The sequence below is a fragment of the Leptolyngbya sp. AN02str genome, from assembly GCF_050565595.1.
Lineage (GTDB): Bacteria > Cyanobacteriota > Cyanobacteriia > Elainellales > Elainellaceae > Kaiparowitsia.
The window spans coordinates 120033-139819 of the sequence record NZ_JBNXVR010000005.1; the positions used below are offsets into that span (position 1 = coordinate 120033).

At 50.3% G+C, this 19787-nt stretch carries 17 protein-coding genes and 1 pseudogene; 16 read left to right on the plus strand and 2 right to left on the minus strand.

The window, feature by feature from the left end; translation table 11 throughout:
* Positions 1 to 539: 539 nt before the first annotated feature.
* The 12 genes and pseudogenes from ACQ4M4_RS05595 to ACQ4M4_RS05650 form a co-directional block, all read left to right on the plus strand.
* Positions 540 to 1619 carry an ABC transporter substrate-binding protein gene (locus tag ACQ4M4_RS05595; protein ID WP_430683485.1) on the plus strand — a complete coding sequence of 360 codons (1080 nt, stop codon included), beginning with the start codon at positions 540 to 542 and terminating at the stop codon, positions 1617 to 1619.
* 50 nt (positions 1620 to 1669) lie between these two features.
* On the plus strand, positions 1670 to 2491 hold the full coding sequence (locus tag ACQ4M4_RS05600; RefSeq protein WP_430683486.1) for an ABC transporter ATP-binding protein: 822 nt from the start codon (positions 1670 to 1672) through the stop codon (positions 2489 to 2491).
* Positions 2492 to 2714: 223 nt separating this feature from the next.
* The gene (locus ACQ4M4_RS05605; protein ID WP_430683487.1) at positions 2715 to 3485 is read left to right on the plus strand and encodes an ABC transporter permease; all 771 of its coding nucleotides are present in this window, start codon (positions 2715 to 2717) and stop codon (positions 3483 to 3485) included.
* Positions 3486 to 3943: 458 nt separating this feature from the next.
* Positions 3944 to 5167 (plus strand): ATP-grasp domain-containing protein, encoded by a 1224-nt coding sequence (locus tag ACQ4M4_RS05610; protein WP_430683488.1) that lies wholly within the window; start codon positions 3944 to 3946, stop codon positions 5165 to 5167.
* 288 nt (positions 5168 to 5455) lie between these two features.
* On the plus strand, positions 5456 to 7429 hold the full coding sequence (locus ACQ4M4_RS05615) for a glycoside hydrolase family 2 protein (RefSeq protein WP_430683489.1): 1974 nt from the start codon (positions 5456 to 5458) through the stop codon (positions 7427 to 7429).
* The gene (gene galT / locus ACQ4M4_RS05620; RefSeq protein WP_430683490.1) at positions 7341 to 8426 is read left to right on the plus strand and encodes a galactose-1-phosphate uridylyltransferase; all 1086 of its coding nucleotides are present in this window, start codon (positions 7341 to 7343) and stop codon (positions 8424 to 8426) included. The genes ACQ4M4_RS05615 and galT overlap by 89 nt, the downstream gene beginning before the upstream one ends.
* Positions 8427 to 8705: 279 nt before the next feature.
* Positions 8706 to 8924 (plus strand): hypothetical protein, encoded by a 219-nt coding sequence (locus tag ACQ4M4_RS05625; protein WP_430683491.1) that lies wholly within the window; start codon positions 8706 to 8708, stop codon positions 8922 to 8924.
* A 214-nt stretch (positions 8925 to 9138) separates the two neighbouring features.
* Positions 9139 to 9702 carry a DUF2243 domain-containing protein gene (locus ACQ4M4_RS05630; protein WP_430683492.1) on the plus strand — a complete coding sequence of 188 codons (564 nt, stop codon included), beginning with the start codon at positions 9139 to 9141 and terminating at the stop codon, positions 9700 to 9702.
* A gap of 208 nt (positions 9703 to 9910) precedes the next feature.
* Entirely contained in the window at positions 9911 to 11041 is a 1131-nt protein-coding gene (locus ACQ4M4_RS05635; protein ID WP_430683493.1) for a M24 family metallopeptidase, read from the plus strand.
* A 3-nt stretch (positions 11042 to 11044) separates the two neighbouring features.
* The gene (gene galK, locus ACQ4M4_RS05640) at positions 11045 to 12112 is read left to right on the plus strand and encodes a galactokinase (RefSeq protein ID WP_430683494.1); all 1068 of its coding nucleotides are present in this window, start codon (positions 11045 to 11047) and stop codon (positions 12110 to 12112) included.
* 232 nt (positions 12113 to 12344) lie between these two features.
* The gene (locus ACQ4M4_RS05645) at positions 12345 to 12596 is read left to right on the plus strand and encodes a hypothetical protein (protein WP_430683495.1); all 252 of its coding nucleotides are present in this window, start codon (positions 12345 to 12347) and stop codon (positions 12594 to 12596) included.
* Positions 12597 to 12707: 111 nt separating this feature from the next.
* Positions 12708 to 12923: pseudogene (locus tag ACQ4M4_RS05650) on the plus strand (NADH-quinone oxidoreductase subunit B); the annotation flags it as partial.
* 12 nt (positions 12924 to 12935) lie between these two features.
* Here the strand turns inward: ACQ4M4_RS05650 and ACQ4M4_RS05655 are convergent.
* The gene (locus ACQ4M4_RS05655; RefSeq protein WP_430683496.1) at positions 12936 to 14546 is read right to left on the minus strand and encodes an ATP-binding protein; all 1611 of its coding nucleotides are present in this window, start codon (positions 14544 to 14546) and stop codon (positions 12936 to 12938) included.
* A 93-nt stretch (positions 14547 to 14639) separates the two neighbouring features.
* Complete coding sequence (locus tag ACQ4M4_RS05660) at positions 14640 to 15599, minus strand: phosphate/phosphite/phosphonate ABC transporter substrate-binding protein (RefSeq protein ID WP_430683497.1); 960 nt, start codon at positions 15597 to 15599, stop codon at positions 14640 to 14642.
* Between the two features lie 885 nt (positions 15600 to 16484).
* On the opposite strand from ACQ4M4_RS05660, the gene ACQ4M4_RS05665 reads away from it, so the two are divergent.
* The 4 genes from ACQ4M4_RS05665 (at position 16485) to ACQ4M4_RS05680 (ending at position 19767) form a co-directional block, all read left to right on the plus strand.
* Positions 16485 to 16691, plus strand: a complete 207-nt coding sequence (locus ACQ4M4_RS05665) for a hypothetical protein (RefSeq protein ID WP_430683498.1) — start codon at positions 16485 to 16487, stop codon at positions 16689 to 16691.
* A 191-nt stretch (positions 16692 to 16882) separates the two neighbouring features.
* A complete protein-coding gene (locus ACQ4M4_RS05670; protein WP_430683499.1) occupies positions 16883 to 17704 on the plus strand; it encodes an MBL fold metallo-hydrolase in 822 nt (273 codons plus the stop codon).
* Between the two features lie 223 nt (positions 17705 to 17927).
* A complete protein-coding gene (locus ACQ4M4_RS05675) occupies positions 17928 to 18734 on the plus strand; it encodes a phytanoyl-CoA dioxygenase family protein (protein WP_430683500.1) in 807 nt (268 codons plus the stop codon).
* A 43-nt stretch (positions 18735 to 18777) separates the two neighbouring features.
* Positions 18778 to 19767 carry a glycoside hydrolase family 43 protein gene (locus tag ACQ4M4_RS05680; RefSeq protein ID WP_430683501.1) on the plus strand — a complete coding sequence of 330 codons (990 nt, stop codon included), beginning with the start codon at positions 18778 to 18780 and terminating at the stop codon, positions 19765 to 19767.
* Positions 19768 to 19787: the final 20 nt, after the last annotated feature.

The following is a 19787-nucleotide window of genomic DNA, read 5'->3' on the forward strand; positions in this document are numbered from 1 at the left end:
CCAAATTCTTGATTTCGATCGGGAATAGAGCCTGTTTAGTAGCACGCAATACAGTTCATTCCCACTCAAGCTCTTAGGATTATATATCATATATGATTTGTTGAATCGCTTATCTGGATAGACTTTAAGCGAGAGTCTTCAATATTTCTGTAGGGTTGAATCTTCCTGGTCTCTTTTGGATTTAGGTGGGTTGCCCATTGCTGAACCGTTTCTGAACACTTTGTTATCTGAACACTCTGTTACCGGAACACTTTGTTATTGGCTCGACAACTCAACCACAACTCGGCGTCTGAACAATTTATCGATCGGAGTTCATCAAATTGGCGGAACACCCGACAGTCAAACATTGCAAATCAAACCCCGAGTCAACCAACCAGTCAAATTGGGTCGCTAAATCAGCGTTAGGTCAGCGTTTCATTTTTTAAGGTTCATCCTTGTGCGCAGTGTGAATAGTTGCGGTGTTCAAAGTCGGCACTGCACGCCTTGAAACTGCGAGCTGCAATACCGAGTCAACCGAATTTTAAGGAGAAATGGTAATTATGGTCATGTTTCGTCGTCGTACGTTTTTGGTACAAGCTGTGGCCGCGATCGCCACAGTCCTCATGCTCAAAGCCTGCACCAGCCCCCAAGCACCCTCTGAGCCAACCAGTGCTGAAGCAACAAGCACGTCTAATAGTGCCACGGTTCGCTTTACTCTAGACTGGGCGGTGCAGGGGGTTCATGCCCCAATCGGAGTGGCAATTGAAAAGGGCTACTTTGCAGAAGAGGGCGTTGATGTTGCCTTTGAACCCGGAACAGGCTCTGCCGATGCCATTACCAAAGTTGCTTCAGGTGCCTTTGATATGGGGTTTGGCGATATTAATAGCTTGATGGAGTTTAATGTCAACAATCCAGAAACGCCTGTGCGAGCCGTTGCCATCTATTACAACCAATCGCCTATGGCGGTGATGACGCTCGACGAAAGCGGCATTACAGATCCTAAACAACTAGAAGGCAAAAAGTTGGGAATTCCTGCCGGCAGCGCCACTCGACGCCTTTTGCCCCTGTTTGCTCAAACGGTTGGATTTGACGAGGCGCAGGTGGAGCTACCGGCCATCGAATCGAAGCTTCAGCAAACGCTGCTTCTAACAAAAGAAATTGATGCGATCGCCCCCTTCACCATTTCGGCGCTGCCTAATTTAAAGGAAGCAGGCTATCCTCCTGAACGCCTAAATATTTTTCGGTTCACAGATTATGGTCTCGATTTATACGGAAATGCGGTCATCGTTTCTGCTTCTTATTTAGAGAATAACCCGGAGGCGGTGCGAGGATTTTTGCGAGCATTGGCGCGTGGCCTCCAGGATACGCTGAGCAATCCCGATGAGGCGATCGACATCATGGCCGAGTTTGATGATCTCTTTGAAAAAGACTTGGAGCGGGAACGCCTGCAAATTGCCATCGACACATTGTTCCTATCGCCAGAGGTGACTCAAAACGGATGGGGAGCCGTCGATCCACAGCGCTTCGAGCGCACGATTGATCTGGTGGTGAGCGGCTTTGGGCTAGCGCGAACTCCAGCCGCGAATGAGATTTTTGACGCCCAGTACTTACCGGATGCAGCAGAGCGATCGCTCCCCTAGGGCACACGGTCTCCATCCCAAAGCAGTTGTTAAAGCAAAAGGATTTGTCTATGCCTGAGTCTGCTCCTCTCGTTACGGCTCGCCCCACGGATGTTACTCCCGTTTTAGAGTTCAAAAAAGTCGGCCTCGAATATCTATCTGCTGGTCGCCCGATGCGGGTGATCGACCAGGTGGACTTTACCATTCGGCCTTCTGAGTTTGTGTCGATTGTTGGATCAAGCGGCTGCGGCAAAACCTCGCTTTTACGCATGATTTCGGGACTCAATCCAGCGACGTTGGGTGAGGTCTCATTTTATGGAGACCCTATCAAAAAACCGCTGAAAAACGTTGGGATTGCCTTTCAAAACCCCGTCTTGCTTCCCTGGCGCAACACGTTGAGAAATGTCTTGCTGCCGCTGGAGATTGTGCCGCCTCACAAGCATCAGTTGCGATCGCAAAAAGCGCTGTACTTGGCAAAAGCTCGGGAACTGCTGTCTACGGTGGGCTTGCAGGATTTTCAAACTCACTATCCCTGGCAGCTCTCTGGGGGGATGCGGCAGCGAGCTTCGCTCTGTCGCGCCCTCATCCATCAACCCGAGATTTTGCTACTGGATGAACCGTTTGCCGCACTCGATGCATTTACCCGTGAGGAAATGTGGGATATGTTGCAGCGGCTGTGGGCTCGCACCCAATGTACCAGTGTGTTGGTGACTCACGATTTGCGAGAAGCCCTATTTCTATCAGATACGGTGTATGTGATGGGGCCAAGGCCCAGCCAGATTGTGCATCGGATTGAGGTCAACTTGCCTCGTCCCCGCACCCTCGATATGTGCTTCTCAGAGGAATTCCACCAAATGTATACCGAGCTGCGTCGCCATATTCAACGCAACTAGCAGCACAACTTATGGTGCTTCGCAAATCTTCACCAATATCTATCTACGCTTTGAGGTGAAGACTGTGCCTTTTCTGGATTCTGTGTTGGTTAAGGGCGATCGCATCGATATTTCTCGCTTTCATTGGATGAAACATATCCATTGCTTGTTCATCTTGAGTATCGATCTATGCTCGTATCGAACTTGCTAGCCTCTGCTCAACTCTTCACTCATCCATCAACCTATGCTAACGCTCAAAGATATTCTCAAGTCCAAGCACTCGTCCTATCTGTTCCCGCTGATAACGACGGTGTTGTTGCTGATCGGGTGGGAGTTGGCAGTACGACTGTTTTCCATTCCCACGTTTGTGTTGCCTGCACCGTCTGCCATCTTTGCTGAACTGGCTCAGTGGGGGCCAGTGGTTACCCGCAATGCGATTACCACGCTGAACACCACCCTAATTGGTTTTGGGCTAGCGCTCGTGACGGGTGTATTTTTGGGATTTGCGATTGGTTACTCGCGGGTCGCTTACCTCACGCTTTATCCGTTATTGATTGGGTTTAACACGATTCCAAAGGTGGCGCTTGTGCCGCTGATGGCAATTTGGTTTGGCATTGGAACGACACCCGCCATTCTCACTGCATTTTTGCTGGCCTTTTTTCCCATTGCTGTGAATGTGGCGATCGGGTTGGCCACGGTAGAACCCGAAATGCAAGATGTGCTGGTATCGCTTGGAGCCTCCAAAATCGAAGTGTTTCAAAAAGTTGGTCTACCCCATACATTGCCCTACTTGTTTGCCTCCTTAAAAGTTGCAATCTCGCAGGCGTTTATCGGTTCTGTCATTGCCGAGACTGTTGCTTCGAATGGCGGCATTGGTTATGTCATTTTGAACGCGAGTTCCAATTTTCGAGTCCCGTTGGCCTTTTTAGCACTGATGGCTTTGGCCGTGATGGGGATTGTGCTGTACGGCATCTTTGCCGTGTTGGAAAAGCGCACCGTTCATTGGATTCGCTAGTTTCTCCGTTTCGTAACGCGTCTGTATGCCTCTCTGTTGAGTTTCACACTGCGAAGCCAACAGAGGGGCAATTTCTTTTATATGCGCTGTTTATCGAAGCACCTTGAGATCTCACCTAAACAGGACTTAACGCAGGTGAATGATTTTTGGATGAAATGCGTAAGCCTTACTAAAGCAAACACAACCTTACTAAAGTTGACAGTCGGATAATGCTTGGGATGGAGATGGAATGAAGAATCAGCCGCTAGGCTACAAATAGAAGCCCTCATCCATCGCTTGCTCGCAAGATTTAAGGATGCATTGGCTGGGCCTACAGTTCTCGGCCCTGCGATCGCCGACAGATGCGAGGAGCAGACGATGCCCACAATTTTTAACCACAAGGATAAATTGATAACGTTTGCCTAAAATTAATGACTTTAATGACTTCCTCGACCTTTCCATACTTTCAAGGAAACTCTTTGTCCGATTTGTTCGGTCAAGATATTGAGAACGATCGCTACGCATTGCTGCTCAACTACCCCGCAACGGCAAGTTGGGCTGCCTATCCCAACACTCAAAAGTACTTTTTACAGGACGGTAGCAGCGAATCTACCAAAACTCCATTCAATAAAATTTGCCAAAAAGAGCCTTGGAAAAATTTAGCTGTATTGGGCGATCGCCTTCCCGGTATTGTCATCAGTCCACCTCATCCACTGCTGATGCAGTACTGGCAGGATCAGTTTGGTTTTCGGTATCCGCATTTAGAAAAACTGGACTGTGCAACGTATCTCGATGACCTGAGCCAGAGCGATCGCATTGATCACGTGCTGACGCTCTTCCCGTTCGACCATTTGCACCCCGAAAAACATGCCATTCCTCCCGATACGCACTACCACTTGCTGAGCAAAGCAACCTTGGCAAAACTAGGTGTATCCTGCCCTAACTATCACACGTATTTTCTAGATCAAACTCCCTTAGCCGCTATTTCCTTTCCTGAACAATTTCCCTACCTCATCAAAACATCCCATGGCTTATCCGGTGAAGGAACCTATATTATCCGCAACAAGAGCGACCTCAACTATTGCCTAGACGAACTCAAACAGTACTTAAAGATTCGCCTTTTAAAGACAATCATTATTTCTGAGTTTGTAAAACACGAAGTTCAAAATTACTGTGTGCAGTTTTATGTAAGTAAACAAGGAGCAATGACGCTCATTGGGGTGACTCAGCAAATTGTTAGCCCCGAGGGCAACTATTTGGGTGGCATCATTGACTATACGTACGATCTCAGTAAGTTCTACGACATGATTGCTGCGATGGGAAGTGCAGCCCATCAACAGGGGTACTTTGGTGTGATTGGGTTTGATGTATTGGAAGATCGAGATGGTCAACTGTACGCGATTGATGCAAACTTTCGGATTAACGGCTCTACGCCCCTATGTTTACAGCGGCATCGGTTGACAGCCCACAATAAAGCGATCGCAAAATACTCTAGCAACTACACAATGGAAGGAACGCTCGATTCGATTTTGAGCACGCTGAAGCCAGCGTTGGACAATCAGGATTTTATGATTCTGTCGGCACTGGAGAAAGTGAAGTACGGCAAAATCTTCACCGAGATTTACGGCATTGTTGCAGGTGAAACGCTGAGCGACATGCAACACATTGAGCAGTCCTTACATCAAAAAGGATTGCAGCTGTAGCAGAGGAAAACAGGGGCGATTTAACAAGAAGCGAGCTGAGCAATCGTTAGAAAAATACCTGATTGCTAGGCACGCATAAGAACAGCCAAAGCCTTTGTTGCGAGTAGCTTTGAAATTTATGTAATCAAAGTATTTTATTTAGGAAATGCTCTGAAAGCTTGATGAGGTAAGAATTGATAAATCAAGCAATTAAATATCGTTCACAGCTCAAAAGAACTGCGAGAATAGAGTTATGTAAGGATGTGTGAAAGGGCATCCTAATAGAAAGCAGTTTGGCTCGATATCTCTATGAAGTCCTTTGGTAAGTGCCTCGAAAACCAATATCCTTGCGACCTGACAGCCACAAAGCGATCGCAACTGGAAGCCGCATACCCTCGTCCCCAGCTCCAACGCCCACAATGGACCTCGCTGAACGGGGCATGGAGGTTTATTTTTGATGATGAAGGAAAGTATAGAATTCCTTCTGATATCGCAACCTGGAGCCAGCATATCGAAGTTCCCTTTGCACCGGAATCTATCCGAAGTGGGATTCACGACACAGGCTTTCATACGAACTATTGGTATCAGCGAGACTTTGCCATACAGCCCAATGAAAACCGGGTGTTACTTCACTTTGGGGCGGTCGATTATCGAGCCCGCGTGTGGGTGAACGGACAGTTCATGATCGATCACGAAGGCGGCCATACTCCCTTTTCGGTCGATATTACATCGGTGCTGCATGGCGAGGGCGTGCAAACGGTAACGGTATGGGCCGCAGACGATCCGCACGATCTGGCCAAACCGCGAGGCAAACAGGACTGGCAGCTTGAGCCCCATAGCATTTGGTATCCGCGTACAAGTGGCATTTGGCAAACGGTGTGGCTGGAGCAAGTTCCTTCAACCTACATTGAACGCATCAAGTGGACTCCGCACTTTGAACGATGGGAAATCGGGTTTGAAGGCTTTGTGACCGGCCAACCGCAACAGGACATGCACTTGAAGGTTCGACTAACGGTTGGCAACCAGCTGTTGGTCAACGATACCTATGAAGTAATGAATGGTGAAATTCACCGTCGAATTGCATTATCGGATCCGGGAATTGACGACTACCGCAACGAATTGTTGTGGAGCCCCGAAAAGCCGACGTTGATTGATGCTCAGATTCAACTGTGGTGCCAGGGGCAGTTAGTGGATGAGGTGGCATCCTATACGGCCATGCGCACCGTCAGCATTCAGCGCGATCGCTTTATGTTGAACGGGCAACCGTACTACTTGCGTCTGGTGCTTGATCAGGGCTATTGGGAAGAGACCTTGATGACGGCTCCATCGGACGAGGCGCTGCGCCGCGATGTAGAGTTGGTGAAGCAGATGGGCTTTAATGGGGTTCGCAAACACCAGAAGATTGAAGATCCACGCTTCCTATACTGGGCCGATGTGTTGGGTCTGTTGGTGTGGGAAGAAATGCCCAGCGCCTATCGCTTCACTCCTAAGGCGATTGAACGGTTGACCAAGGAATGGACAGAAGTCATTGAGCGAGATGCGAGCCATCCCTGTGTGGTGGTTTGGGTGCCGTTCAATGAGTCGTGGGGGGTGCCCGACTTAACGGCCACTCCGGCGCACCGCCACTGGGTGCAAGCGCTGTACCACCTCACCAAAACTCTGGATCCCACTCGTCCGGTAATTGGGAATGATGGGTGGGAAAGCACATCTACCGATATTTTGGCGATTCACGACTATGACACCAATCCGCAGAGTTTGTCCAAGCGGTATGGCCCGGAGGTGAAGCTGACCGATCTGTTTGATCGGCAGCGGCCAGGGGGGCGGGTGCTGACGCTGGATGGCTATCCGCACCAGGGGCAGCCGATTATGCTGACGGAGTTTGGTGGGATTGCCTATACCAAACCCGAAGACCTCGACTCGACTTGGGGCTACGCTCGCTCGTGCAATATTTCGGAATTTCAACTGCAATACGGCGCATTGCTAGAAGCCGTGAATCAGGTCGAGATCTTTAGCGGCTTTTGCTACACCCAGTTGACGGATACCTTCCAAGAGGCAAATGGGCTGCTATATGCCGATCGCACACCAAAATTCCCGATTGAGGCGATCGCATCTGCTACTTTGGGCAGGGGCTACCCGCCAGAAGAGCAGACTATGCTTCTAGAATCGGTAAAAGTGGCATGGTCCCAAATGGAAGATGCATTCTCAGACGCTGTTAAAGCCCGACGGACGCAAACTAACGCTGTACAGCAGGTTCCCCATTGCGGAGGGAATAGTTGCCCCTAGTCCAAGTCGGGAGCCTGTACAGGCTACGCCGCATTTGCGGTGGCATCCACTGCGAGGGGAATGGGTTGCGTATGCCAGCCACCGTCAGGGGCGCACGTTCATGCCCCCGCCGGAATACAATCCACTGGCTCCGACAAAAGATCCTAACTTTCCAACCGAACTACCCCAGGGAAACTACGACATTGCGGTGTTTGACAATCGGTTTCCGTCCTTGATTCTTTCGGTAACCGAAGCGCCCACAGAAATTGTAGAGACTGTCCCTGCCAATGGAGCCTGCGAGGTGGTTGTGTTTACACAAAATCCGCAGGCTTCTTTGAGTTCGTTACCGTTGGATCATTTAGAGTTGTTGTTTCAGGTGTGGGGCGATCGCACTCGTGCCATCAGCGAGCATTCCCAAATTCGCTACGTGCTACCGTTTGAGAATAAGGGCGTTGAGGTGGGGGTGACGCTGCACCATCCCCATGGGCAAATCTATGCCTATCCCTTTGTTCCGCCCGTGCCAGCTCGGATGGAAACATGCCAGCGTGAATACTATCAGCAACATCAGCGAGGATTGTTGCAGGATTTGATTGCGAAAGAAATTCAGGACGGCCAAAGGATTTTATATCAGGATGAGTGGGCTGTTGCATTTGTTCCGGTGTGTGCCCGGTATCCTTACGAGGTGTGGATTGCTCCTATTCAACCGAGCGCAACCTTTGCTGACCTCAGCACCCATGAGCGGGCTGGACTGGCCAAAGCGCTGAAAACGGTGACATTAAAATTTGATGGGTTATGGCAGCGTCCGTTTCCCTACTTGATGGCTTGGTTTCAAGCGCCTGTGAATGGGCGATCGCATCCTGAATGGCACCTCCATGCGGAATTTTATCCCCCCTACCGCACGAGCGATCGCCTCAAATATTTGGCGGGGACTGAGTTGGCCGCTGGAATGTTTGCCAACGATGCCCTACCCGAAGAAAAAGCCAAAGAGCTACAAGCAGTGGCGGTGACGTTGGAGTAGGGAAACGAAAATCGGCGATCGCTGACCAGAATAAGCACTAAGGATGAAGTGTAATCCTTCAAGTTGTTTTCTAATAGACAAACAGCAGGATTCTGCATGAATACAAACAAATATATTTGGTAGATGTGTTTTTCATCGGCTGCAAGCAACGTTTAAGCCAGATTTAAGAGAACCAATTTTTGATTCATGTGAGGAATTCAGCCATACGCCAGAATGACCGTATGTTGGGTCATTTTGGCGATCTTTTCAAGATGATTTCAAGATGAATGGAGGAACCCCATGAGTAGTGGTCATGCAAGCCATAAAGGGCCTGGAATTAAGCACAGTCACGACAGTGGGCAAGTCGATTCTGCTGCTACAACCCCAGTCGCTAACCCCGAGGATTTGCTGCCTGAAGGAGAAGGCTATCCGTATAATGCTCAGGGCAAAGCTCAGGGTACAGAGAGCAATTCTGAAGCAACCGAGCGCCCCCATGAGAACTCAACTCAGTCGCAATAATCAGTGTTGCGATCGCCCTACAAATCAGTCCAACAAACAAGTCGAGTACATGAGTTCAGCCTCTGAGCAACTCACAAGCTGCGCTTTAGATTGGGATCGTGTTAATGAAACGGTTTCAATCTAAAGCGAGAATGACTGATCTGCTGCGAACCAATGTGAACTGGTGCGAACCAAAGACAAAACCAGTGCGACAGACCCATGAGGAACAATGGCGATGAACGCAAACAGCTCAACCTCAAATCCCTCTACGCAACGTGATGTGGAGGCTATCTTAACGCCTAATCTGTGGCCTTTGTGTTTAGCCGGATTGGTCTTGGGTATTGGTCAGGGAGGATTTTTTGATGGTATTGTTTTTCATCAACTGCTGCAATGGCATCATATGTTTTCCAGCATTGAAACGGACCAAACTGTGATGGGTATGGAACTGAATACTCTGGGAGATGGGCTGTTTCACCTGTTTGATTGGTTGATGACCCTAGCTGGAATTGGCCTGCTGTGGCGCGCCGGACGCAAAGAACAAAATGCGTGGCATGGTCGGCTGTTTTTGGGCTCTTTGTTGACAGGAGCCGGAATCTTTAACCTGGTTGAGGGAATTGTTGATCACCATATCTTGGGGATTCATCACCTTAAACCTGGGCTTTATCAGGGATGGTGGGATCTGGGCTTTTTGCTATCTGGAGTTGTGCTCATTGGCATTGGGCTGGTGCTGGTGCAAACTGCGAAACCCGTACATCAATTCAATCTAGGCACTTCGACACCATCAAACACCAGATCCTAAAACTCTCTGGATTTACGTATTGGTGTTGTGGGTTGGGTGCTTCGCACCCTACCCACAACACCAGCACACCAGCTTTAGTGGGTTTGCGTAAGTTCTGACTCTGTAATGTCTGCTGTGTGGGCGGTACAGAGTTTTACGGTTTTACGTTTTATGATGGCGGCTTGCCGATAAACCTAACTTGTCTATTTAGCAAAGGCACCTTCATGTCATGAATCGAATTGAAGAAGTTTCTGCAAAATTGAAACTCATGCGCCAGAGCTTGAGCGAAACGGAGTCTGCTGGAATTCGCCTACGGGGAACAGACTGGTTTGCCTGGGCCACAGCAGGAGGCTCTAACACGGTGCTGCTGGGGGCAGAGACGGGTGCTGCCGAAGTGCTGGTTACCCCAACGGATGCATGGATTTTGACAGATGAAATTGAAGCCCAAAGGCTGAAGGACGAGCAACTCCCTCATGTTGTAGAAACTTCTCCATATCAGCTGTTTGTGCATCCGTGGGCTGAGGTCTCAAAGCGCAATGCATTTGTGCTGGAGGCGGTGGGCGGTGGGCGAATTTTGAGCGATAAGCCTTCTGGCTCGTTTCACGATCGCACCACGTTACACGAATATCCATTGCCCCAATCGTTGATCAAACAGCGGCGAGTGCTGCTGCCCAGTGAGCTAGAGCGGTATCGGCAGGTGGGGCGTCTTGCCAGCGAGGCCATGACCGAGGTGTTGTTGCAGGCGCAACCCACCTGGACTGAGCAACAGTTGGCGGGAGCTGGAGCCAGAGCCATGTGGGCTAGGGGGCTGCACCCTGTTCTGACGCTAGCCGGGGGCGATCGCCGTTTGCCGCTGTATCGTCACCCTTTGCCCAGCGCAGAACGGTTGGGATGGCAGGCCATGCTAGTGTTTTGTGCGCGAGGATCGGGGTTAGTGGCTAGCCTGACTCGGTTTGTGTGGTTTGACAGCCCATCTGCCCAGGACAAGGCTCTACATTGCACCATTGCGGAGATTGAGGCGATCGCCCTTGAGCGCTCTCAGGTAGAAGTGCCATTGAATGCGGTGTATGCTGCATTGGCGCAGACCTACGAGCAGTACGGCTATGCCAACGCCATTCGCGAACACCACCAGGGGGGCACAGCTGGCTACGGAGCGCGAGAAGTAATCGCCACTCCCGAAACGAGCGATCGCTTAGCTGCCAACATGGTTTTGGCGTGGAATCCCAGCATTCCAGGAGCCAAAATTGAAGATACCTTCGTCCTGCACGATGACAACCGCCTGGAGAATATCAGCCTTGATCCCCAATTTCCCCATCAGGATGTGAACGGACGACCTCGACCCATTCCTTTGGAGCGGTAACGTATGGACTACATACAAATTTTTAATGCGGCTGCAGAAGTAGAGGCGATCGCTCCCGGACGCGTGAATTTGCTGGGGGAACACACAGACTACAATGACGGCTTTGTGCTGCCGACGGCCATACCTCAACAAACGAGAGTGGCAATTGGCCACAGCCCCAACGATCGCCATCATATTTACTCAGCGGAACTCGAAGAATGGATTGATATTCACCCCATCAAAACGAGTCACACCAAGCCCGAAGGCTTTGCTCGTTACGTTTATGGCTGCATTCGTGTGCTGGAAACTGCGGGATATGATGTTCCTCCTCTCAATGTGTTTGTCACGTCTGCGGTTCCCATTGGTGCTGGGTTATCGAGCAGCGCGGCATTGGAGGTGGCGACTTTGCGGGGATTGCGATCGCTCCTGCACCTTGAGATTGACGATGTGAAAATTGCGCAGTTGGGGCAACAGGCTGAAATTCAGTACGCTGGCGTGAGCTGTGGCATTCTCGACCAAATGGCATCCAGTCTGGCCGATACGGAACATATGCTGTTTCTCGATACGCGCACGTTAGAACGCCAGATTGTACCTTTTCCCGCTGGGGCTGCCATTGTTGTGATTGATAGCGGAGTGGCGCGATCGCTTGCGGCCAGTGGTTACAACCAGCGCCGCGCCGAGTGTGAAGAGGCCGCGAAACAATTGGGAGTTAAGGCCCTGCGCGACGTTCCAGATCCGCAAGCTGCTGCCGCCTTACCAGAATTGTTGCGAAAACGGGCTCGCCATGTCATCACCGAGAACAACCGCGTTCTGCAGGCGCGAGATGGGGTTGCAGCAGATGAATTTGGTCAACTCATGAATGATTCCCATGCCAGCCTGCGCGATGACTACGAAGTGTCGATCGCGGCGCTGGATCATTTAGTGGAACTACTGCAGCAAACGCCGGGTGTTTTTGGGGCTCGGTTAACGGGTGCTGGTTTTGGCGGTGCTTGTGTAGCGTTAGTCACAAAAGGACAGAGTGAAGCGATCGCTACTCATGTGCTAGAAGCCTACAACCATGACGGTTTTGACGGTCGCATCTTGGTTGTTTAGCTCTTCCATAATTTGTCAACTAAACTGGGTTTAAATCAGGCTCAAGTGAGTCATCAAGCCATTGTTTTTAGTAATCGTTTACCAATGATTTTTTCATGGAAACTTTATGCCTTGCTCCCTCCTAGGCTAGAGGTGGTTTCCATCGCAAATTCTTATGCTTAGGACTGGAGTAGATTGCTCCGTCTCCAATTTATCTAATTTTTTAGTCCATTCATCCGAAAAGAGTAGATATATGCAACTTCAAGTTGAGTGCGATCGCCCTTCAGTTGTGCAACCTTGCCTCATTTGTGCTGAACCCGTTGCCATGGCTGCCGCTCGCATCATTCTTTGCGACGATCAGGGTCATGGCGTTGGCGAAGTCTGCACAACCTGCCTCGAAAACGGATTTGACTGGCTGAGTGCTCAATTTGAGCAGTTAAGCAAGCCCAAGAAGCCTGCGATCGCCCGACAACCTCGCCATTTAGAGATGCCGATCAGTGCGTAACGGGCCTTCTCTCGGTTGATGACTGATGAATAGTTAACCCAATGGCCATATGGCGGATTCGCCCCCAAACTCGAGCGAGGCGAGATTAGTTCCGCCTACAACGCTCCCTAAGTGACAAGGCAACTGCCCGAAAATATAATTTTGACCACGGTTGATGATTTGTACAACTGGGCAAAACTGTTGAGCTTGTGGCCGTTGCTCTATGGCACAGCTTGTTGCTTTATCGAATTTGCAGCACTCATTGGCTCCCGGTTCGATTTTGACCAGTTTGGGCTATTGCCTCGCTCGACTTCTCGCCAAGCCGACTTAATTATGTTGGCGAGGACACGTTAGCGCCCCCTAGCTCAACGGCAGTTTAATCACAAACTTAGTCCCTTTCCCCAGTTCAGACAGACAGTCCAGGCTACCGTGATGCTGTTCCACAATAATTTTGTAGCTGATTGACAGGCCCAGCCCCGTTCCCTTGCCCACGGGCTTTGTGGTGAAAAAAGGATCGAACAATTTCTCGCGCACTCCCGGCAAAATTCCCGGTCCATTGTCAGCAATCACAATTACCACTGCGTTGCTAAAAACTTCGTTGGTAAGGGTAATTTGGGGGCTCCAGGAACTCTCCTCAAATTGTTTCTCGCAGTGTTCCTCCAGGGCATCAATCGCATTCACCAGAATATTCATAAACACCTGATTGATTGAGCCACCACAGCAGGTCACCTTGGGCAAGGGGTTGTCCTGTTTAATCACCTCAATCTCTGGCCGATTGGATGTGGCCTTGAGGCGGTTATGCAAAATCATCAGGGTGCTATCCAACGCGGCCTGCAAATCAGTCGGTTTCTTGTCGGTTTCGTCTAGGCGAGAAAAGGTTTTCAGCGACTTGACAATGCCTGTAATACGTTCACTGCCCACCTGCAACGAGTGAAGCAGACGGGGAAAGTCCTCCATTAAAAACTTTAGATCAATGGTTTCTGATAGGGCCTGAATCTTTTTGGAGGGAGTTGCATATTCCGCAACATATAGCTCGATGAGCGCTAACAAATCCTCTGCATACCGCTGGGCCGGTTGGATATTGCCAGCAATGAAGCTGACAGGATTGTTAATTTCATGGGCGATCCCAGCGACAAGTTGCCCTAGGCTAGCCATCTTTTCGTTTTGCACTAGTTGGCCCTGGGTAAGCCGCAATTCCTGCAACGCTTGTTCTAGGGCGGCTGCCTTTTCGGATGCCTGGGCTTCGCTCAACCGCAGCTTTGCCTGCTGCTCCTCTAGCCTTTGAATGGAGCACTGCACCTGCTGGGTCATGTGGTTAAAGGCTTGGGTCAGCACTGCCAACTCATCTTGACTGGTAACTTGAATCGCTTGATTGAGTTCTCCCGCCGCCATCCTGTGGGTTGCCTGGGTCAGGGTTTTCAATGGCCCAGTGATGGAACGACTAATTAACCGCGCCAAGCCTGTGCCCACTAGCCCCGCCACTAGGGCCAGTCCCAGGCCGTATTGACGAGTCGTCGCCAGTTGAGCCTGCAAAGGGGCCGTAGAAAGCCCAATGCTGATTGCCCCTAGAGACTCATCTCCAGCGCGTACCACCTGCCCCGCCAGCAATTGATTTGATCGCCATTCAAAGATGATGGTGGGGCTTTGCAATAGGGTTTTTCCCCACGGGTCTACCTCCAAACTGTAGATTTTCACGTCTGGTTCGTAAACATCGGAAACCAGTCGGCCATCTTCCTGATAGGCTCTGCCCGCCGTTAGCAGCTTGCCTTGATTAAGCTCCTGCTGCAACTGCTCCATCATGACTTCAATTGCATCGAAGTCGCGGGCGTAGAAATCATCCCGAGACGAGGCCACCAGTGTATTCAAAATCATGGTGGCTTGATGTTCTAGCTCCTGGCGCAACTGCTGCCGCTCTCGGTGTAGCAACACTAGGGTCAGGCTGGTCACGGAGGTGATCACCAGCGCTGTCATCGCTAGGGTCAATTTAGTTGATAAGGATGGGGAGAAAAGTTTGCCCATGCGCAATTTCCCTGCCGGATGCTGTGTGTTCTCTTCTCCAAGGCTCTATTCAGACACCGCCCTAACACGGATATACATCTTCTGCAGTTGATTCAGGTAATCATCGCTAGGAAAGGGATCAAACTTGGCCGTTTCGTCAAAAATTTCCAGGATCGCTTTACCTTCCTCTGCCTGATCGAGCGTGAGCAACCTTTGGGTAATAGTATTTACCACTGCCGGGTCTAAATCGCTGGCAACCAGCGCAATGTGGCGCGGTACCGGATCGGTCTCGAACAAAATTCGCATATTAGCCCGGACGGATTCTGGCAGTTCCGCAAAGGTCTGATTATCCACCACTCCCACGGTGGCATCGCCGTTGAGCACCCATTCCAGAACGTTCTCATCGTCGTAGCTGAAGATATAGCCAACTTCGTCGGCTGCCACCGGTGATTTGAGGGAGTTTTTCTCGGTGATCTTCAGATTTTCTTCCAGGAAATGATAGACCGGCAGCATATAGCCGGAGGTGGAGTAGGGCGCATCTAAGGCGACTAGGTGTCCCGGCAGATCCTGGAGAGATTCAACGCCGGAATCTGCCATTGTAAAAATGATGGAATGGTACTCGGCATCACCCTCTTTCCATCGGCGCAGGATCAACTGAGCGTCTGCCTCTTCGGCCAAACGCAGGGCTGGATAGGCGCTGTCAAAAAAGACATCTACTTCTCCATTGGCCATCCACTGGCTCATGGTGGCGGCATCGGGAGCGACTTTCACCTTGGCACCATCGATGCCAGATTCTGCGAGCTGTGCTGCCAGATAATCCGCCAGGGGCTGAAATTCATCGAGCGATCGGGTGGGGTTGTTGGAAATATCGCCCAGAACAATGGGATTGGTGGCGGGTTCAGTTGCGATCGCAGTCTCTTCCTTTGCTGGCCTTTGAGCATTGGTATCCACCGCTGAACCAGAGCAGCCCACCAAGCCCAGCAGCAACCCCATGGAGACCAAACTGGTAAAACGAGTTAGAAACATAGATTAACGTTTTGTAGCGATATAGGGTTTATTATTCTCCTTCTGGAGTGTAGAATTCCCAGTTTTCTCTGAGGTCTATCTTGCGATCTTGAGGTATATCTCTAGGGCTTACGCTCTTCATCCGAAGAACCGGGGGAAATGATGTTTGGAGCGCTTAGTGTCCCAAACGTCATTCAACTGCGTAAGTCCTGTCTCTGTAGAAGCTCTAACCAGTTTGGTTCAGATTACCCTGCCGAGATAGTAAATTACATGATGGCTTAGGCACTTGCGCCTGTTGGCTTAATTTTGGTGCTGTTTAAGACAGATCTGGCTATCACTTCTTCCTCGCGGTACTATCCCATCCTCCTTTTGGCTGCTATATCAATATCCAATCAGCAAAGACAGCTCCGGACGGATGGCAGGCATGATGGATGACGCAGGGATGCGCTAAGGGCCTATTAGAGGGGAATCTGGCCAGATACAACGTTCCATCACCTGTCGCAGGCGGTGATCATCGTCTCCATCTCGGCGTTGCTGGCGTTGCTTGGGTTCAACCAGCGCTTTGAGCCGTTGTTTGGCGGGCCATCTGCTTTTGCCTACCGTCTACTTCCCTAACCTGTAGATGCGCCCTTAGCCGTTGGTGATGTGCTAGACACTCAGATGTTTGTTATACAAGTAGGGTGGAGCTGTACTTCCAACAACAAAAATCCACACATTTGAAACCCAACCGAGTCGTTGGACACGGCTTTTCACTTCATTGGCCGATGAATCGTCTAAAGAATTCAGCGATCGCTTCAATTTCATTTTTGGATGCTGTGATTCCATGCCGTTGTTGGTGTGTATTGAGATCTCTTTAAAATCTTCAATTTGTTCGTTGTCTCTACCCTACTTTGACGCGAGCCCAGCATGAACCCTGATAACCAGTTATCTGCCAAAACAGCGCAAGTTTACCAAGCGCTAGCCGAAGCCCACGATTTTATTGCCGCACTCGATGTTCAAATTCACTCGGGGCAATTTCCCATGCCAGGAGAAACGGACTTGAATGAAGCGCTGCTGCCCAACGGGTGGACTCCCATTGTGGATGCCAACTCGTGGCTTGCGGACGAGTTTTAGGGCGTTTAATAATTGGCGTTGGATGATTGGCCTGTTCTTTTATTTTCCTGCGTGGAAACCTGGTTTTGGCGGTTTATTGTTCCTGATGGAAACCTCGCTTACCCATCCCAGCAGTGTTCTATTTTCAATGGTCTTCAAGAGCCGAAAAATAGGAAAAAATTATGCACATCCATCATCTCAACTGTGGTTGCATGTGTCCGGTTGGTGGGGCACTGTTCGATGGCTTTAGCACTGGTTTGGTATCTCATTTGGTTTGCCACTGTTTGTTAGTGGAAACCAATCGGGGCCTTGTGCTAGTTGATACAGGATTTGGACTGCAAGATATTCAGTCACCGTATTCTCGATTGAGTCCATTTTTCATTCATGTCAACAATATTCAATTCGATCGCAAGTACACAGCGATCGCTCAAATTGAGCAGCTTGGTTTTTCGGCTCAGGATGTTCGCCACATTGTTTTGACCCATCTCGATTTTGATCATGCGGGTGGGTTGGAGGATTTTCCTGAAGCGACGGTGCATGTGATGCAGAGCGAGAAAGAGACTGCGCGCGATCGCCATGGAATCATTGCCCGCGGGCGGTATCGTCCCCAACAGTGGAATGAGGTGAAACATTGGCAGCACTACACTGCAGGCGGCGAACCCTGGTTTGGTTTTGAGGCTGTTCGGGATCTCAAAGGACTTCCCCCCGAAATTTTGTTAATTCCGTTAGTGGGTCACACATACGGTCATGCTGGAGTTGCCATTCAAACGTCGAATGGGTGGTTGTTGCATGCTGGAGATGCTTATTTCTACCGCGATGAGATCAGCCCTCATTATCCTCACTGCACCCCAGGATTGCGCGCCTATCAATGGATGATGGAAGTCGATCGCAACGCTCGGTTGTTCAATCAAGCTCGACTGCGTAAACTATCGCGCGATCGCAGCCAAGAAGTCCGCCTTTTCTGTAGCCATGATGCGATCGAATTCACAACATTTGCTAAAGAGAATCAGCCCCTTTCTCGCTTTCAGAATTAATTCAAGGAAATTAGGAATCTTTGGGTTCTGATGGAATGAATGACACGAATTTGTGCCGTTAGTAAATTGCTATCAGCGAAATTGAGATTTTTGAAGAAAGAGTCAATTGTCATCATTGTGCATCTATCAATGGGGAGAATAAATCTGTAGGTGGGCTTTATTCCCTTCCTGGATGGAAACGTGAAATATCGCCTCAAGATCCCCGTTTGGAGCGGGTGGCAATATGGTTCAACATATCAATCGATCAGTGTTTAGCCCAGCGGATTTGGATCAACTGGCAGCCGACCTAAATCGAGATGGAATTTGCATCATTCGTGGCCTATTCGATCGCGCATTGATAGATGAATGGAAGGTTGCCTTTGATGCATTATTTGCGGAGCGACAGCAGCGACCGGGTGGCATTGCGCCTAGGGGCACCGCTCGTGGCTACATTACCTTGCCCTGGGTAGCCCCCTTTGCGAATCCGGCTGTGTTTGCGAATCCTACAATTTTAGATGTGCTGAATCGGGTGTTTTATCAGGAGTACAAGCTCGTTCAGCTTGCCGCCGATATTCCCATGCAAGGCTCGGAATATCAACAAATTCACCGCGATTTTCGTCCGCTATTTACTGACCACATCGTGACGCCGCTATATGCACTGGCGGTGAACTTTCCCTTGGTAGAAGTGAACGCCAACAATGGCCCGTTTGAAATGGCGCGGGGAACCCATGTGATGCCACGCGACGAGGCGCTGATCAAAATTCGGGCGGGAGAAATTGCCATGGAGCAGTTCTACCTGCAACCTGGCGATGTGATGGTGCGATCGCCCCTTGCACTGCACCGAGGCACCCCAAACTACACCCCCCACCCCCGACCCATGATCGTGATGGGTTACGTGATGCACTGGCTTCATACCCACAAGGTAGATTTAACCCTGGAAGAGTCGTATTACAATCAACTTGCTCCTCAGCTTCAGCAGTTGTTGCGGTGCCAAACGGTGAATCAATTATCGGCCCAGGCAACCGAAACGTATACGAATTTTGAGTACTAAATTCTTGAGCCTGCAACGGTTAGGCTGGAATTCTAAACCTACAATGGCAGCCCAAACGTATACCAACCCCGTGTACTCCCAGTACTTTGCCGATCCGTTTGTTTGGCGGTATCAGGATGTTTACTATGCGATCGGCACGGGACCAGCCGAGGCCGTAGGTCAGGTTGATGCCGCTGACCAATCGCATGTTTTTCCGCTGCTGCAATCTAGAGATCTGGTGAACTGGATGAAAGCAGGGCAGGCGTTGCAACGTCCCGATCCTGCCCTGGGAGACAACTTTTGGGCACCGGAAGTTGTCTATAGCGAGGGACTGTTTTACCTGTACTATTCGGTGGGGCATCAGGATAAGCGGCATCAATTGCGAGTGGCTACTAGCGCTCACCCGCTTGGCCCGTATGAAGATGTGGGTCTGCCTTTGATTGATCCCAGCACTTGCCCATTTGCCATCGATCCCAGTCCTTTTCAAGATGATGACGGGCAGTGGTATCTATTTTACGCCCAGGATTTTTTGGATAGGGATGAGAACGTGCGTGCGGGTACTGCGCTGGTGGTTGATCGCCTACACAGGATGACCCAGCTTGCCCACCAGCCCAAGACGGTGCTGCGCGCTCGGCATGATTGGCAACGGTTTTTGGTCAACCGTCCGATGTATGGTAGCGTTTACGATTGGCATACGCTCGAAGGCCCATGTGTGCGCAAACATGGCGATCGCTACTATTGCTTTTACAGTGGTGGTCGCTGGGAAACGGAAAATTATGGAGTGGACTATGGGGTGGCAGATCAGGTGATGGGGCCATACTCCGATGCGGGAAATGAAGCGGGGCCACGGGTGTTGCGATCGCGCCCAGGTCAAATCCTTGGCCCTGGCCACAACTCGATGATTTTAAGCCCTGATGGACACACGGAGTATGTGGTCTACCACGCCTGGGATGCCAAAATGACTGCCCGCCAAATGCGCATTGATCGGCTTAGGTGGACGGCAGAAGGGCCACGCTGCGATGGGCCAACCTGGACACCACAATCGTTGCGATAAATTGCGCTGCTAATTCTGTG

Coding starts and splice junctions, on each gene's coding strand:
- ACQ4M4_RS05595 (WP_430683485.1), top strand. CDS start 540: ATGGTCATGTTTCGTCGTCGTACGTTTTTGGTACAAGCTGTGGCCGCG.
- ACQ4M4_RS05600 (WP_430683486.1), top strand. CDS start 1,670: ATGCCTGAGTCTGCTCCTCTCGTTACGGCTCGCCCCACGGATGTTACT.
- ACQ4M4_RS05605 (WP_430683487.1), top strand. CDS start 2,715: ATGCTAACGCTCAAAGATATTCTCAAGTCCAAGCACTCGTCCTATCTG.
- ACQ4M4_RS05615 (WP_430683489.1), top strand. CDS start 5,456: ATGAAGTCCTTTGGTAAGTGCCTCGAAAACCAATATCCTTGCGACCTG.
- galT (WP_430683490.1), top strand. CDS start 7,341: ATGCATTCTCAGACGCTGTTAAAGCCCGACGGACGCAAACTAACGCTG.
- ACQ4M4_RS05625 (WP_430683491.1), top strand. CDS start 8,706: ATGAGTAGTGGTCATGCAAGCCATAAAGGGCCTGGAATTAAGCACAGT.
- ACQ4M4_RS05630 (WP_430683492.1), top strand. CDS start 9,139: ATGAACGCAAACAGCTCAACCTCAAATCCCTCTACGCAACGTGATGTG.
- ACQ4M4_RS05635 (WP_430683493.1), top strand. CDS start 9,911: ATGAATCGAATTGAAGAAGTTTCTGCAAAATTGAAACTCATGCGCCAG.
- galK (WP_430683494.1), top strand. CDS start 11,045: ATGGACTACATACAAATTTTTAATGCGGCTGCAGAAGTAGAGGCGATC.
- ACQ4M4_RS05645 (WP_430683495.1), top strand. CDS start 12,345: ATGCAACTTCAAGTTGAGTGCGATCGCCCTTCAGTTGTGCAACCTTGC.
- ACQ4M4_RS05655 (WP_430683496.1), bottom strand. CDS start 14,546: ATGACAGCGCTGGTGATCACCTCCGTGACCAGCCTGACCCTAGTGTTG.
- ACQ4M4_RS05660 (WP_430683497.1), bottom strand. CDS start 15,599: ATGTTTCTAACTCGTTTTACCAGTTTGGTCTCCATGGGGTTGCTGCTG.
- ACQ4M4_RS05665 (WP_430683498.1), top strand. CDS start 16,485: ATGAACCCTGATAACCAGTTATCTGCCAAAACAGCGCAAGTTTACCAA.
- ACQ4M4_RS05670 (WP_430683499.1), top strand. CDS start 16,883: ATGTGTCCGGTTGGTGGGGCACTGTTCGATGGCTTTAGCACTGGTTTG.
- ACQ4M4_RS05675 (WP_430683500.1), top strand. CDS start 17,928: ATGGTTCAACATATCAATCGATCAGTGTTTAGCCCAGCGGATTTGGAT.
- ACQ4M4_RS05680 (WP_430683501.1), top strand. CDS start 18,778: ATGGCAGCCCAAACGTATACCAACCCCGTGTACTCCCAGTACTTTGCC.